Origin of the sequence: Cedecea sp. (genome assembly GCF_036500665.1) — a bacterium.
Taxonomy (GTDB): Bacteria; Pseudomonadota; Gammaproteobacteria; order Enterobacterales; family Enterobacteriaceae; genus Cedecea.
This window is the reverse complement of the sequence record NZ_DASYBS010000149.1, coordinates 9,939-27,643: the sequence shown is the minus strand read 5'-3', so window position 1 is coordinate 27,643 and position 17,705 is coordinate 9,939. Positions and strand designations below refer to the sequence as shown.

Here is a 17,705-nt window from a genome sequence, read left to right as displayed (position 1 = left end):
CGTGGCAGGTCGACGGTAAGAGACCGGGGTAAGTGAGAGCAGCCAACACGCCCTGCAGCTTGAAGTATGACGAGTACATACAGGAAGGTGGCTATGCTTGCCCAACTCACCATCAGTAACTTCGCTATCGTTCGTGAACTTGAAATCGATTTTCATCACGGTATGACGGCCATCACCGGGGAAACCGGTGCCGGTAAATCTATTGCTATAGATGCGCTGGGCCTGTGCCTGGGCGGTCGCGCGGAAGCGGATATGGTGCGTTCCGGGGCAAACCGCGCAGATCTCTGCGCCCGCTTCTCTCTGAAAGACACCCCTGCTGCGTTGCGCTGGCTGGAAGAAAACCAGCTGGAGGACGGCTGCGAATGCCTGCTGCGCCGCGTTATCAGCAGCGACGGCCGGTCCCGTGGCTTTATCAACGGTACCGCGGTTCCGCTTTCCCAACTCCGCGATCTCGGGCAGTTGCTTATCCAGATCCATGGCCAACACGCGCACCAGCTGTTACTCAAGCCTGAGCATCAAAAAACATTGCTGGACGGTTATGCTGGCGCATATTCCCTGACTCAGCAAATGGCAGAACGCTATCGTGAATGGCATCAAAGCTGCCGCACGCTGGCCCAGCACCAGCAGCTGGCGCAGGAGCGTTCGGCCAAAGCGGAACTGCTCCACTATCAGCTGAAAGAGCTGAATGAATTTTCCCCTGTTGCTGGCGAATTCGAGCTGATCGACGAAGAGTACAAACGCCTCTCCAACAGCGGCCAGTTGCTCTCCACCAGCCAGCAGGCGCTGGATGCCCTGGCAGACGGCGAAGAAAGTAACCTGCAAAGCCAGCTACACACCGTGCGTCATTTAATGGGTGAGCTGGTAGGTCTGGACAACAAGCTTTCCGGCGTGCTGGATATGCTGGAAGAAGCGGCGATTCAGATCTCCGAAGCCAGCGACGAGCTTCGTCATTACTGCGATCGCCTGGATCTGGACCCCAACCGCCTGTACGAGCTGGAACAACGTATTTCTCGCCAGATCTCACTGGCGCGTAAGCATCACATCACGCCGGAAGAGCTACCGGCCTTCCATCAGAAACTGCTGGACGAACAGCAACAGCTGGACGACCAGGCTGGCTCGCTGGAAGAACTGCTGCAGGCCGTTGCACTGCACCATCAACAGGCGCTTTCCGTTGCTCAGACTCTGCACCAAAGCCGTGTAAAACATGCGGCAGAGCTCTGCCAGCTGATTACCGAAAGCATGCATTCGCTGTCGATGCCGCACGGCAAGCTGGCCATTGACGTCGAATTTAATGAAAATCACCTGACCGCCGAAGGCGCTGACCGCATTGATTTTCGCGTCAGCACAAACCCCGGCCAGCCGCTGCAGCCGCTGGCGAAAGTGGCGTCGGGCGGTGAACTGTCCCGCATTGCGCTGGCCATTCAGGTCATTACCGCCCGTAAAATGGAAACGCCAGCGTTGATCTTTGATGAAGTGGACGTTGGGATCAGTGGCCCTACCGCAGCGGTAGTCGGTAAGCTACTGCGCCAGCTGGGGGAGTCCACTCAGGTGATGTGCGTTACCCACCTGCCTCAGGTTGCCGGCTGCGGCCATCATCATTTCTTCGTCAGCAAAGAAACCGACGGTGAAATGACAGAAACCCATATGCAGCCTCTGGACAAGCGCTCTCGTCTGCAGGAGTTAGCGCGTCTGTTGGGCGGCAGCGAGGTCACTCGTAATACGTTGGCTAACGCGAAAGAGCTGCTGGCAGCCTGATGTTTCCCGATGCGCGGTGCATACCACGCCGCGCATCGTGCAAAAAACAACCACCCACTCAGTAATCTGCCCTTCTGCCACCTTTTCAACCAACTTTTTTATGCTCCCACTGTCAGAGTTGAGCGCCTTAAGGTTTTAAACTGCTTAAAGGTCTATTATCATCGGCATAATACGAATGAGCCACGTACTACTCGGGCCCGAAAAGGAATCAAATCACTATGCGTTGTAAAATGCTGACTGCTGCCGCAGCGGTTCTTCTGATGTTGACCGCAGGCTGTTCCACTCTGGAGCGAGTGGTTTACCGCCCTGACATCAACCAGGGTAACTATCTGGCGCCGAATGACGTGTCTAAACTTCGCGTCGGGATGACGCAACAGCAGGTTGCCTACACGCTGGGAACGCCAATGATGTCCGATCCATTTGGCACCAATACCTGGTTCTATGTCTTCCGCCAGCAGCCAGGCCATGAGAACGTGACTCAGCAAACGCTGACCCTGACCTTCAACAGCAGCGGCGTGCTGACCAACATCGACAACAAACCGGCCCTGACCAAAGGGGAGTAAGGTTTACTCAATGGACAAAAAAAGCCGCGAAAGCGGCTTTTTTATGCTTAAAAGCAGGATTATTTCTGGGCAGAACGCTCCGCACGCTGGCGGCGTAGCTCTTTAGGATCGGCAATCAGCGGGCGGTAAATCTCAACCCGATCGCCGTCATTCACCTTATCGCCCAGCTTCACCGGGCGGCTGTAAATACCCACTTTGTTCTGCTTCAAATCGATATCGTCACGCAGCTCAAGCAAACCGGAGGCGAAAATCGCCTGCTCGACGGTGCTACCTTCTTCAAGCTTCACCTGCCGCAGGTACTGTTTTTGCGGTAGCGCGTAAACCACCTCAACCTGAATCTCACGCGACACGATAAACCTCTTTGGCCCGGACAGTGAACGCCTGAACCATGCTCCCTGCCAGCTCCTTAAAGATACGGCCAAAAGCCAGTTCGATCAGTTTATTGGTAAACTCAAAATCGAGCTGAAACTCAATGCGGCAGGCGTCTTCACTGAGCGGCGTGAACTTCCAGCCGCCCATCAGCTTTTTGAAGGGGCCATCCACCAGATGCATCAGGATGCTCTGATTGTCGGTCAGGGTATTGCGGGTAGTAAAAGTTTTGCTGATCCCAGCTTTTGAAACGTCGACCGCCGCCGTCATCTGATTAGCCGATGCGTCAATCACCCGGCTACCGGTGCAGCCAGGTAAAAATTCCGGGTACGAATTCACGTCGTTTACTAACTGGTACATCTGCTCGGCGCTGTAGGGCACCAAAGCAGTACGGCTAATCTGCGGCATAACAATTCCTGGGAGTCATAAATCGGACAAATAATAACATTTATCACCGCGCAAACAAAAACTCTCTGCCGCTCATGCTAAGATAAGCGCTTCCTCCTCGCACAGGCTGCGGGGTGTCTTTGAACTCCTGGATTACGTATACTGAGCAGCACTATGACTAAGAAAAAAGCACACAAACCAGGCTCAGCCACTATTGCGCTAAACAAGCGTGCCCGCCATGAATACTTTATCGAAGATGAGATTGAAGCGGGTCTTGCGCTGCAGGGCTGGGAAGTAAAATCACTGCGCGCCGGGAAGGCGAACATCGGCGACAGCTACGTTATCTTTAAAGATGGCGAGGCGTATTTGTTTGGCGCCAACTTCACCCCGCTGAACGTGGCCTCTAGCCACGTAGTCTGCGACCCAACGCGTACCCGTAAACTGCTGCTGAACAAGCGCGAGCTGGATAATCTGTTCGGCAGCGTCAGCCGTGACGGCTACACCGTCATCGCCCTGTCCCTGTACTGGAAGAACGCCTGGTGCAAGGTGAAAATTGGCGTGGCGAAAGGTAAGAAGCAGCACGATAAGCGTACCGATGCGAAGGATCGCGAATGGGCGGTAGATAAAGCCCGAATCATGAAAAACGCGGGTCGTTAAGACGCTTTTCGCTATTCCCCTCTCCCATGGCTCTTCTCCAGAAGAGCCATTATAAAAAAAACCACGCATTCTTAATTATCAGCTATTATTGCGCAAACAACGAAAGGCATACTATCGTTATTTAAGTCGTACTAAAGAATATATGCTAACGCTTTTCATAACAGCGTCTTCGTTAAACTATCGAATACAAAATATATAATATTTTATTTCCCTGGCGTGCTTTACCCAATGCCCCTCACAAAAAAAACAATCCCCCCTATTAATTTCTGCCTTGTATCAGAAACCGCCAGCCAAAAAAAGAGCGGAAACCCCTACACTTTACAGTGCTTTCACCTCCGGTAGCCACGACATAAATAACATAATACATCATCAAGAAACTTAACTTACCTTAAACTTTTCAATGCGATAAATTCATAGTCAACGCATAATAAGCCGAACGGTTGACCTCGCCTTTTTGCATGAACCATCGACAACCTCTGGTACTTTAGGGTTACTTACATACTGTTAAATATGGCTTAAGTTGCGCTTTCATTTTTTCCTGTCTATATCATCAATAGTCCCTTATCAATAAATGACGAGCTTATGGCCCTGAGAATTAACTAATTTCGATTCCGCAACGGAAACGCTCTATTTATTAATAATCACTATCATCATTTTTTTGATGCCAGGTTCTTTTCGCTTATTTGCCGCGAAGGAGCCCGCTCACTTAAACATTTTGCTTTCGGTAATTAACACTTATGCCGGGCATCTGACTACCACCACGTTCATCGCGAATGGAGTGATAACAATGCGTTCAATTTCAATTATCTCTAAATTAACCGGCGTAAAAAATAACGTCGAAGCCTCTGAAATTACTCTGAAAGGCCCCTCAATTGTTGAGCTAAAAGTTGAACGCGAAGAGGTCGCCAGCATCACTCGTTCAGGCCAGGACATGGTGATTAAACTCCATTCCGGCGAAACCATTACCATCAAAAATTACTACGCCTTTGCCGACCAGGGCGGTAGCCAACTGGTGCTGGAAGGCCACGATGGCGTGCTTTGGTGGGTGCAAGAGACAGGCACTGGTTTCCACTTCGAGCAAATTGCCAACATTGATGAAGTCATGGCCGCTACCGGCGCACATTCCGAGGGCGGAGCCGCGTGGCCGTGGGTATTAGGCGGGCTGGCTGTAGCCGCTGGTGGCGCGATTGCCGCCGCATCCAGCGGGGGCGGTGGCCATTCTGACAGCGGCAGCACCCCGGGTAACCCGGGCAGGCCAGACACCACGCCTCCAGCGGCACCTACCGGCCTTGCTGTATCCGCAGATGGTAAAACGATTACGGGCAACGCCGAAGCGGGCAGCACGGTCACCATCAAGGACGCCAACGGCAATGTCATCGGCACCGGCACCGCCGGCACTGACGGCAGCTTTACCGTTACATTAACCACACCGCAGGTGGGTGGAGAAACATTGACCGCCACGGCGACCGACCCGTCGGGCAACACCGGCCCTGGCACCACCATTACCGCCCCCAGTATCCCACTGCCCGCCGAGCCAAGCATTACCGGCATCACTAACGATCACCCGAATGCGCCTAACGGCGGCAGCATAGGCAATAATCAGGCCACCAATGACAACACCCCGACCCTTCAGGGTACTGCTCAGGCGGGGACAACCGTTCACATCTATGATAACGGCATACAAATCGGTACCGTGGTTGTGGGCGCGGGCGGCACCTGGAGCTTTACGCCTGGTACCGCTTTGACTGATGGCTCCCATGCTTTTACCGTTGTAGCCACAAACGACAGGGGGGAAAGCCCCCCTTCTCCGGCGTACACCGTCACCATTGACACCCAGCCACCAGCAGCAGCTACTGACCTGGCTATAAGCCCGGATGGCGAAACGCTGACGGGTCACGCCGAAGCGGGCAGCACGGTCACCATCAAAGACGCCAACGGAAATGTCATCGGTACCGGCACCGCGGGCAGCGACGGCAGCTTTACCATCACATTAACCTCTCCGAAATTGGACGGGGAAACGCTCACTGCCACGGCGACCGATCCTTCAGGCAACACCGGGCCTGGTGCCACCGTCACTGCCCCCAATATTCCACTGCCGGACGAACCAAGCATCACCGGGGTGACTAACGATCATCCAAATGCGCCTAACGGCGGTAACATAAACAATAACTCACCGACCAACGACAATACCCCAACGCTGAACGGTACCGGCCAGGCCGGAACGACCATCCACATCTACGATAACGGCGTGCAAATTGGTACCGTCGTGGTGGGCGCTGGCGGCACATGGAGTTTTACGCCGGGCAGCGCGCTGGCTGACGGCGCCCATGTTTTCACTGCCACGGCGAGTAACGAAAGGGGCGAAGGGGCACCTTCCCAATCCTGGACCGTGACCATTGACACCCAATCACCATCAGAAGCTACCGGTCTTGTCGTTAGCCCGGATGGGGAAGTCGTGACTGGCCATGCAGAAGCAGGTAGCACAATAACCATTAAAGATCCGAACGGCGTAGTCATCGGGGCTGGCACAGCCGATAACAACGGCAATATTAATATCACCCTGACAACGCCGCAGGTAGACGGTGAAACGCTGACCGTGGTCGTCACCGACCCGGCGGGCAACAGCAGCCCACCTGCCAACGTTGCCGCGCCAGACGTGCAGCCGCCGGTATTACCGGTGATTACCGGCGTTCTTGACGATGTGGCCCCCAACACCGGTAACGTGGGGAACGGCCAGTCGACTAACGACAAAACCCCAACCCTGCAGGGTACCGGGCAAGCCGGGGACACTATTCATATCTACGAAAGCGGAGTTGAAATCGGCACCGCCAAGGTTGACGTCAACGGTACCTGGAGCTTTACGCCGCAAACACCTCTGGCTGATAACTCCTACACCTTCACCGCAATGGCCTCTAACGTCAGAGGCGACAGCGGAACCTCGGCCAGCTACACCGTTGTCGTGGACACCACCGCCCCTGACGAACCCACCGGCCTGATAGTCAGCGCTAATGGCGATACAGTAACGGGGCTTGCCGAACCTGGCAGCACCGTCACCATCAAAGATGCGAACGGCAACGTGATTGGCACCGGCACCGCCGCGCCTGTGACCGGTGTATTCAATATCACTCTGACCACACCGCAGCTTGACGGCAGCCAGCTCAAGGTCACGGCGACCGATGCGGCAGGCAACGTCAGCCTGCCTGGCGAAGCAACTGCGCCATTCTTCCCGCTACCGACGGTGCCGACGATCGCCGCCATCATTGATAACGCACCGCCAATCGTTGGCACAGTACCAAACAATCAGCCAACCAATGACCAAACGCCGACGCTGCAGGGTACGGGCGCGGCCGGCGAGACCATTCATATCTTTGATAATGGGATTGAGATTGGCACCGCTCTTGTCCTTCCGAACGGCAACTGGAGCTTCACGCCGGGTTCCATCTTGCCTGACGGCCCGCACAGCTTTACCGCCACCGCCTCTAACATTCGCGGCGACAGCGGTAATTCCGCATCCTATACCGTGGTCGTGGATACCGTTGTGAATCCACCTGTGCTCGATCAGATCCTCGATTCAGCGGGATCCATCACCGGGCCTGTCGGCAACAACGGCATCACCGATGACAGCAAACCGATTTTCAGCGGTACCGGTGAAGCGGGCAGTACATTAACCATCTTTGATAATGGCCTTCCAATTGGTCAGGTCACCGTCGGCAATGACGGGAACTGGACCTTTACCCCGCCAGACTCTCTGCTTGATGGTCCACATACGATCACCCTGCAGCAGACCGATCCTGCAGGCAACGTCAGTACCATTACCGTTGGCCCAACCTTCACCGTCGATACCATCCCGCCGGGTCCCGTCACCATTGACCTCGTGAGCCAGGACGGAACGACCGTGACCGGGACCGGTGAAGCTGGCGATACCGTGAAAGTGGTCGGTCCGAATGGCGTGGTGCTCGGCACGGCGCAAATTGACCAAACCGGGCACTTCACGCTGACCCTTTCTCCGGCTCAGACCCACGGCGGAACATTAACCGCTCAGGTGCAGGATGCCGCGGGGAACGTCGGGCCGGATACAACGTTCGATGCTTCGGACTCAGGCTTCCCGCCCGTTCCGGTTCTGGTTTCCGTCATTGATGATGTCGGCACCCTCCAGGGCCCGCTGACAAATGGCCAGGCCACGGATGATAACCGCCCAACGTTGAGCGGCACCGCCGAAATTGGGGCGCTGAACGTCACTATCTATGATAATGGCGTGCTGATTGGTGCTGCCCCTGTCAACCCTGACGGCAGCTGGACATTTACGCCATTGCTGCCTCTGACAGAAGGCTCACATTCCTTCACCGTCACCGCAACGAATGACAACGGTACCGGCGGCGCATCCGCTCCGTTTAGCGTTGTGGTTGATACTGTTCCTCCGGGTCTGCCAACCGCGCTGACGGTCTCCGACGACGGGACAACGCTCAGCGGGACAGCCGAAGCCAACAGCAAAGTGACCATTACCGATGCTAACGGCAACACGCTGGGTAGCGCCACGGCGGATGGGACGGGCCACTTCACCGTCACGCTTAACCCGCCGCAGCTTAACGGCGAGATCTTAACGGCTAAAGCCACTGACGTTGCGGGCAACACCGGGCTGGGGGCGAACGTTCCCGCACCGGACCATACTGCACCGAATGCACCGACAGGGCTTGCCGTCAGCGCGGATGGCCTGCACGTGACCGGCACCGCAGAGCCAAACAGTACCATCACCATTTGGGATGGTAACGGCAACGCGATTGGCACCGGTGTCGCCAGCGGCACCGGCACATTTGATATTTTCCCGCTCGCGCCACCGCAGCTTAACGGCGAGACGCTGATGGTCACCGCCAGGGATGCCGCGAACAACACCAGCTCGCCAGCGGCCGTTATTGCCCAGGATCACACTCCTCCACTGGCACCAACCAACCTGCTGGTCAATGAAGATGGCACAGTCCTGACCGGTAAAGCAGAAGCGGGCAGCACGGTAAAAGTAACGGACGATCAGGGTCATCCGCTGGGCCAGGCCATTGCCGGGCCGGACGGCAGCTTTACTATCACCCTGACTACGCCGCAGGCTAACGGCCAGCATCTGGAAGTAAACGCCACGGATAAAGCAGGGAATATCGGCCCTGACGCCCCGGTTACCGCGCCGGATATCACTCCGCCAAACATTCCGGTCATCGGTTCAGTAGTCGATAACGTGCCAGACCATACCGGCAACCTGAACAACGGTGACCTGACTAACGACGACAAACCGACGATCTCCGGCACGGCTGAGGCTAACTCAACCGTGAAGATCTACGACAACGGCACGCTGATTGGCACAGTCAGTGCAGACGGAACCGGCGCATGGACCTTTACGCCGACCACCTCTATCGGCCAGGGCTTGCATAGCCTGACGGTCACCGCCACCGATGCCGCAGCTAACGTCAGCCAGCCAAGCGCCGCCTTTAACATCAATGTTGACTCCATCGCCCCGACTGCCCCGACGATCACCCAGGTCTATGACGATGTGGGCACAATAACGGGCCCGGTAAGCAATAACGGCGCGACCAACGACCCAACGCCAACCCTAAGCGGCAGCGGGGAACCGGGGTCCACCATCACGGTTTACGACGGCCTGAACGTTCTGGGGACCACCACCGTGAACGGCAACGGGACCTGGACATTTACGCCAACCACTCCACTGCTGGACGGGCCGCATTCCTTTACGGTCACGGCGTCTGATGCCGCCGGAAACGTCACCGCACCTTCCGCGCCGTGGAACGTTGAGCTGCTCACTGTCCTGCCAAACGCACCGACGATCGGCGAGATAATAGATAATGTTTCTCCGGATCTTGGCCCGGTGCTGCCGGGTGGCTCAACCAACGATCCTCAGCCGGTGATCAACGGGACAGCAGGTGCTAATGCGGTCGTCCAGATATACGATGGCACAACGCTTATCGGCACCGTCACGGCAGACGGCAGCGGCGCGTGGACATTTAAGCCAACCCAGCCGCTGAGCGAAGGCTCGCATACCCTGAATGTTTACGTAACGGATGCGGCCGGAAACACCAGCTCTGCCACCACGCAGATTGTGGTTATCGACACCGCGCCTCCGGGGGCACCTTCCATCGACAGCGCGCTGGGTAACGTCTCCGGTTCGTCAGTCACGCTGATAAACGGCGGCAGCACCCAAAGTACCGAACCGGTGTTCTCTGGTAAGGGCGAAGCGGGTGCCACGATCAAACTTTATGTCGATGGCGGGACATCGCCGATTGGCACCACCACTGTCGATTCGAACGGCAACTGGAGCATCACCCCGGACGCTCCGCTGTTGAGCGGGACGCACACATTTACGACCACGGCCACGGACGCGGCGGGCAACGTCGGAGCTCCTTCAGCTGACTTCACGCTGTCCGTTTACGCGACGCCTCCGGCTCAGCCTGTCGCCCCAATTGTGACCGATGATGTGCCTCCAATTGTGGGTAACGTCTCCCCGGGCGGCAGCACCAACGACACGACACCAACCTTCAGCGGCACCGGTGTTGCGGGTTCGACCATTAACGTCTACAACAACGGGAATGAACTGGTCGGCAGCACAACCGTGCGTTCTGACGGCACCTGGAGCGTGACGCCTACCACGCCGTTTGGCGAAACGACCTATAACATTACCGTTCAGGTGACCGATCCGGCGGGCAACACCAGCCTGCCGTCAGCACCGATTGCCATTACCGTAGATACTACAGCGCCTGGGGCACCGACTATTGGCACTGTGGATGACAACGTTGGCCCGGTCACCGGCGCTATCACCAACGGGATCACCGACGACCCGAAACCAGTGTTCCACGGTACGGGGGAAATCGGCGCAACCGTCACGCTGTACAACGGCACCACGGCGATAGGCTCTGCGGTCGTGGACGGCACGGGTAACTGGACCATCACGCCAGATACCGCCCTGGCCAATGGCGAAAATACCCTCACCGCCGTTCAAACCGACAAGGCAGGTAACGTCAGCGGGCCGTCAACCGATTATATACTGACCGTCGATACCGTGCCGCTTACCGCGCCGGTTGTCGTTGAAATTCAGGATAACGTCGGTCCAATTCAGACGCCGCTGGTCAACGGCAGCGTCACCGATGACACAACGCCAACCTTTACCGGCACCGGAAAAATCGGCAGCACAGTTACGCTGTACGACACTAATGGCACAACCATTCTGGGTACCGGTACCGTAGGCCAGGACGGCAAATGGAGCATAACCACTTCCGCGCTGTCGGAAGGCCCGCACAGCATTACCATCAAAGCGACCGATGATGTCGGCCATAGCGTTGGGCCTTCTGCGCCAATTGTGATTGACGTCGATATCACTGCGCCAGGAAATCCTACGGTTCTGGTCATTGACCCGACCGGGACCCTGGTCTCCGGTACCGCTGAAGCCGGGGCGACGGTGATTATCAAAGATTCCGGCGGCAACGTCCTGGGTACGGGAGTCGCGGCGCCATTAACCGGTGCCTGGGTCGTAACGCTTTCACCAGCCCAGACGACTGGCGCACAGCTTACTGCCGTTGCACAGGATCCAGCGGGTAACCAAAGTGGTGGCGTGAACTTTAACGCAACGACCTCGATTATCCCTCACCCGCCGACCATCGATACCGTGATAGATGACGTCAATCCGGTTACCGGAAATGTCGGCAAAGGCGGCTCAACTAACGATACGCTGCCGACGTTGAACGGCTCAGGTGCGACTGCCGGAGCTGCAGTTCACATTTATGTCGACGGAGTGCTGATTACCACAGTATCGGCCGATGTTGATGGAAAATGGACCTGGACCGTTACCGATCCACTGCTTCAGGGCCCGCATACCTTTGCGGTCAGCCAGAATGTGTCCGGCATCGAAAGCGGTCTGTCACCTGTCTACAACATCATTGTCGACACCACGCCACCGCTACAGCCGATCATCGTCTCCGTCGTTGATGATGTGCCGGGTGGCGCTGTCGGGCCGTTGACCAGCGGCCAGGCCACTAACGACGCGAAACCAACCCTGAGCGGCACCGCAGAAGCCGGCTCGACGGTGAGCATCCTTGATAACGGTGTCATTATCGGCAGCGCCACCGCCAACGCCCTCGGCATCTGGACCTTCACGCCGGGAACTAACCTTGGTGAGGGGGCACACAACCTGACCGTGACCGCAACCGACGCCGCAGGTAACGTCAGCCCGCCGTCCAACGGTTTTGTGGTCAACGTGGATACTATTGCCCCATCCGCACCGGTGATATCCGCCGTCACCAACGACGTTACCTCGCAGCCAGTCACTGCCGGCCAGCCGACTAACGACAATACGCCGACCTTCAGCGGCACCGCCGAGGCGGGGACTACGCTGACCTTCAAGGACGGGAACGTCGTTATCGGGACTGTCATAGTACCGGTGGGCGGCAACTGGACATTCACCCCAACGGCTCCGCTGCTGGACGGCAGCCATAACATCACCGTCACCGCGACGGATGCCGCTGGTAACGCCAGTGGTCCAAGCGCTGGCTTCAACGTGGTGGTGGATACCGTGCCGCCGATTGTGCCGATTATCCTCTCGGTAATAGACGACCAGACACAGCCTGGCACTAACTTGCCGCTGATCAACGGCCAGCTAACGAAGGATACGCAGCCAACGCTGAGCGGGACGGCGGAAGCCAATGCCATCATCACGGTGAAAGACGGTAATAACGTGCTGGGTACGACCCAGGCGGACGGGCTGGGCATCTGGACCTTCACCCCGACAACGCCTCTTGGCCAGGGGACGCATACCCTGAACGTCACGGCGACCGATGCGGCAGGCAACGTCAGTAACACGGCCTCGTTTGGCGTGAATATTGACTCCGTTGCGCCGAACCCGCCGGCGATCGTTACCGTGCTGGACAACACCGCGCCGGTGCTGGGGCCAATCACCAACGGCCAGGCCACCAACGAAACTCGCCCTTCCCTTAGCGGGACAGCGGAAGCTAACGCCATCATCAAGGTATACAGCGACGGCAACCTGATCGGCACCACCATTGCCAACGGGTCTGGCGCATGGAGCCTGACGCCGGTAGCGGCGCTCGGCAACGGTTCGCATACGTTAACCGTGACCGCGACTGATGCAGCCGGCAACGTCAGTAATCCGTCGAACGGCTTCGCGTTGACCGTCGACACTATCGCGCCGAACGCCCCGGCCATCAGTAACGTGGCGGATGCCGTCGGCCCAATCACCGGCAACCTGTCGAACGGCCAGGTCACCGACGATACCCGTCCGGTGCTGACCGGTACCGCCGAGGGCAACGCCACCGTCAGCGTCTACGACAACGGCGTTCTGCTCGGCACCGTTCAGGCCGATGCGGGCGGAGCATGGAGCTTCAGGCCAGGTACGCCGCTGATTAACGGCGGCCATGCGCTGACCGTGACCGCGACGGACGCCGCGGGCAACGTCAGCCTGCCGTCAACACCGTTTAACGTGGTGGTCGATACCATTGCGCCGACTCAGCCGATTGTGGTTCAGGCCTTCGATGACGTTGGCCCGGTTCAGGGTCCGCTGGTCAGCGGCCAGACGACGGACGACACTCAGCCGGCGCTCAGCGGGACGGCGGAAGCTAACTCCACCATCAGCATTTATGATAATGGCATCCTGATTGGCACCGCGACCACTAACGCGCTGGGTGCCTGGAGCTTCACGCCGGGCACGGCGCTGACTCTCGGCCAGCACGTATTCACCGTCACCGCGACCGATGCGGCCGGGAATACCAGCGTGCCATCGGCAGGCTTTACCCTGACCGTCGCCAGCGGCGTGTCGAATACGCCGGTGCTGACTTCTGTGGTGGATGATGTCGTCGGCGGTACGGTCGGCCCGTTGACTAACGGCCAGGCCACGAACGATGCGCGTCCAACCCTCAACGGGACGGCAGATGCCAACAGCACCATCAAGATTTACGATGGCGGCAACCTGATTGGCACCGTGACGGCGAACGCACTCGGCATTTGGGTCTTTACCCCGCCGACCGTACTGGCAAACGGCTCGCATACCTTTACCATCACCGCAACCAACGGTGCGGGCGTAGTCAGTAGCCCAACGGCAGGCTTCACCGTCGTAGTGGATACCGTGGCGCCTGGCCAGCCTGCGATTACCTCTGTGGTAGATGATGTCGGCCCGATCACCGGCCCGGTAGGCAACAACCAGCCGACGGACGACACTCGCCCAACCCTGAACGGGACGGCCGAAGCCAACGCCACTATCAATATCTTTGATAACGGCGTCCTGCTGGGCACCACGACGGCCAACGGCAGCGGCGTCTGGACGTTTACGCCGACGTTGCCGCTTCTCCAGGGCAACCATTCGTTTACCGTCACCGCAACGGATGCGGCGGGTAACGTCAGCGTCACCTCCGTGCCTGCCGGTATCGTCGTTGATACCGTGCCGCCGCTGGCGCCAACAGGCCTGACGGTCAACGCCACCGGCACCGTGGTGACCGGCCTTGCCGAAGCCAACAGCACCGTCACCATTACCTCCGCAACAGGTACGGTTCTGGGGACGGCGAAAGCAGACGGTAGCGGGAACTTCAGCATTACGCTCTCCCCTGCGCAAACCAGCGGCCAGCCGCTGCTTGCTTTCGCGCAGGATGCCGCCGGGAACACTGGCGTCTCCGCCAGCTTCACCGCGCCGTTCACCGGCGTGCCTGGGCTGCCGGTGATCACCAGCATCGTTGACGATGTCCTGCCGAAAACCGGCGTGGTGGGCAACGGCCAGAGCACCAACGATACCCGGCCGACAATTAACGGTACCGCCGAAGCCAACGCCACCGTGAAGATTTACGACAACGGTGCGTTGCTGGGTACGGTAACCGCCAATGCGAGCGGCGTCTGGACGTTTACCCCGACCGGCGCGCTGGGTGATGGCGTACACGCCTTTACCGCCACGGCAACCAATGCCAACGGTACGGGCGCGGCGTCTCTGGCAACCTCGGTGATTGTCGATACCGTTCCACCGCTGATCCCGACCGGGGTTATCAGCGCCGACGGGTCAACGATCACTGGCGTAGCGGAAGCGAACAGCACCGTGACCATTACGTTGCCAGGCGGGATCACCGTCACCGGCACCGCAAATGCTTCCGGCGCGTTCAGCATCACGCTGCCAACTCGCCAGATTGAAGGGCAGTCGCTGTCGATATCTGCCGCAGACGCGGCCGGGAACGTTTCGCCGTCGCTGGCGATTACCGCGCCAGTCCTGCCGCTGGCCGCCAGCAGCAACGTGGTCGATCTGGCGCTGACCAGCAATGCGGAAATCACCACCGAGCACTACAGCGGCTATGGCACGCTGCTGGTTGGCGCGCTGGGGAGTGTGGGTTCGGTACTGGGCAGCAATACCGCCCAGGTTGGCTTCACCATCGGCAGCGGGGCAACCGGGCACATCACGATTAACGCCGCCGCCACCGGGGTGGTGCTGTCATTGCTGAATACGCTGGAAATCGCCATTCAGAAATATGACTCGGCCACCAACTCGTGGACCACGGTTGTCGATTCTTCCCTGCCGCAGTTCCTGAACCTGCTGACCCTGGGCGCGACCGGCGTCACCCTGAACCTTGACGGACTGGGCGAAGGGCAATACCGCGTGCTCGGCTACAACACCAGCCTGCTGGCCGTCGGGGCGACAACGAACCTTGCGGTAACCGTTGAGGAAACCGGCCCAGGCGTCGTGAGCGGCACCACCAGCTCGACCGGGAACGTGATTACCGATCCAGGCCCTGGCGGCGCGGTAGATAACGCCCCTACCGGCACCGTGGTAACGGCGGTCACCGATGCCAACGGCGTCAGTCATGCCGTGGGCGCTGGCGGGCTGGATATTCAGGGCAAATACGGCACCCTGCATATCAACCAGGACGGCAGCTACACCTATACATTAACCAACACCTCGGCAGCGGTACTGGGCCGCACCGAGAACTTCACCTACACCATCACGCATCTGGGCGTCAGCGACTCCGCGCAGCTGATTGTCTCCCTCGGCAACGGCGCACCGGCCAGCACGGTCACCGCCACGGATAACACCGGTTCGCTGACCTTCGGCACCGATGTTGCCGCCGTTGACCACGGGGCTTCACAGCAAACGGGGCTGTCGGTGCTGAGCGTGGGCCTGGGTAACGTGGTCAACCTCAACCTGCTGGCTAACATGAGCAACCCGATCCTGTTTGATGTCGCGGACGGGTCGACTCGCACCATGACGCTGCAGGCGAGCGTTGGCGGCGTAGCCCTGCTCTCTACCTTTGACCTGTACATTTACAAGTTCAACGCGGCCACTCAGCAGTACGAGCAGTTCCAGGTGCAGAAAACCTGGCTGACGGCGCCGCTGCTGGGCGGTTCGTCTGGCCAGTTGACCGTCACCCTCGGCGGCGGGGACTACCTGTTCCTTCTGATGAACGCCAGCGGCGTCTCGCTGCTGACCAGCTACACGCTGAATATCCTCCAGGATCACACCTACGCGGTCGACAGCCTTGCGGCCACAACCACCGGGAACGTGATGCAGGATGATATCGCTCCGGCAGGCAGTCTGCTGACGGCGGTGAACGGCGTTTCTGTCTCGGCAACCGGCACCACCATCGTCGGCAAGTTCGGGACGCTGACCATTGATGCCCACGGCAACTACACCTATACGCTGAAAGCAGGCCAGGGTGCCGACGGTATTAATACGCCAGACAGCTTCGTTTACACCGTCACCGCACCAAACGGCGATACCGGTACCGCGTCGCTGAACATCACCGCCACGCCGCACACCGTGGATGCGGTGAACGACATCAGCTCGATTATGGCTATCACGTCGACGCAGAACACCGCGGCTTACGCGAGCGCCAACGTCGGTTCGGCTTCCTGGAACACGGCGCTGCTGGCCTCTACTCATGGCAACGGCAGCGGCACCTTTACCATTGCGGATAACACCGTGCTGAGCGGGGCTGCCATCGTGTTCAAAGTGGCTTCCGGGTTGGTGCTGGGTGGGCTGTCAGTAAGCTGGACGCTGAGCGACGGGCTGGGCCATACCTACACCGGTACTTTTAGCGGCAGCGCCCTGCTGGGCGGCACGGCCACTGTTCCAGTCACGGATCTGCATTCAGGCACCTGGACGCTGAGCTACGTCGGGAACATGGGGCCGCTGGGGCTGGGTACCATCACCATCACGCCGAACATCACCGGGACCTCGAACCTGCTGGATAGCTTCACGGCTCAAAGCACCATTGTCCACGGCAACCTGTACGACGGTACCGACTCCGCAGGCGCGGCTGACCAGCTTGGCAGCGTTCATACCCTGTTGACGATCAACGGCGCCAACGGCAGTACGGCGACCCTTAACCCGCTGACCAACAGCGACGCGGTGGCCACGATTCAGGGCCAGTACGGCACCCTGACCATCGGCATCGGGGGGAACTATACCTACACCCTGAACGCCGGGGTGGCGCCGGGGTCAATCACCAACAAAGAGGTCTTTACCTACACCCTGAACGATCAGAACGGGCATTCGGATACCGCCACACTGACCATCAACATGAACCCGCAGATCGTCAGTACCGCCTATGGGGACATCATCAACGGTTCTTCGGCCTACGCCGATACGCTGGTGTACCACGTCCTTGCCGGCGGGACGAACGACGGCACGGGCGGCAACGGGTCGGACGTCTGGAAGAACTTCTCGCTCACTCAGGGCGACCAGATCAATGTCCACGACCTGCTGGTCGGCTGGAACGGGCAGACCTCAACGCTGGGTAACTACCTGAGCGTGGCCTCCGTTGGCAACAACACGGTCATCTCTATCGACCGTGACGGCAGCGCCGGCACGTTCCACTCAACCACTCTTGTCACTTTGGAGAACGTACACACCACACTCGATGAGCTGATCCAGAACAACCACATTGTTGCCTGATAGTTGTAGCGAAAAATCCCCGGGCGCGCAGACGCCCGGGGAATAAG

The 17,705-nt window shown here is 58.5% G+C and carries 6 protein-coding genes; 4 read left to right on the top strand and 2 right to left on the bottom strand.

The genetic code is table 11. The annotated features are described in order from the left end of the window. Positions 1–93 precede the first annotated feature (93 nt). Both recN and bamE read left to right on the top strand, forming a co-directional pair. Positions 94–1,755: a DNA repair protein RecN gene (gene recN, locus VGM55_RS23860; RefSeq protein WP_331636947.1), complete on the top strand. Its 1,662-nt coding sequence runs from the start codon at positions 94–96 to the stop codon at positions 1,753–1,755. A 218-nt stretch (positions 1,756–1,973) separates the two neighbouring features. Next, positions 1,974–2,318, top strand: a complete 345-nt coding sequence (gene bamE, locus VGM55_RS23855; RefSeq protein ID WP_008458182.1) for an outer membrane protein assembly factor BamE — start codon at positions 1,974–1,976, stop codon at positions 2,316–2,318. A 59-nt stretch (positions 2,319–2,377) separates the two neighbouring features. On the opposite strand, the gene VGM55_RS23850 is transcribed toward bamE, so the two are convergent. Continuing rightward, positions 2,378–2,668, bottom strand: coding sequence for an RnfH family protein (locus tag VGM55_RS23850; protein WP_331636946.1), 291 nt, complete (start codon positions 2,666–2,668; stop codon positions 2,378–2,380). Next, complete coding sequence (locus VGM55_RS23845; protein ID WP_154189422.1) at positions 2,658–3,095, bottom strand: type II toxin-antitoxin system RatA family toxin; 438 nt, start codon at positions 3,093–3,095, stop codon at positions 2,658–2,660. The genes VGM55_RS23850 and VGM55_RS23845 overlap by 11 nt, the downstream gene beginning before the upstream one ends. A 153-nt stretch (positions 3,096–3,248) precedes the next feature. Between VGM55_RS23845 and smpB the strand changes: the two genes are divergently transcribed. Together smpB and VGM55_RS23835 are read left to right on the top strand one after the other, a co-directional pair. Then, a complete protein-coding gene (gene smpB, locus VGM55_RS23840; RefSeq protein WP_154189421.1) occupies positions 3,249–3,731 on the top strand; it encodes an SsrA-binding protein SmpB in 483 nt (160 codons plus the stop codon). Between the two features lie 787 nt (positions 3,732–4,518). Beyond that, a complete protein-coding gene (locus VGM55_RS23835; RefSeq protein WP_331636945.1) occupies positions 4,519–17,658 on the top strand; it encodes a BapA/Bap/LapF family large adhesin in 13,140 nt (4,379 codons plus the stop codon). Positions 17,659–17,705 lie beyond the last annotated feature (47 nt).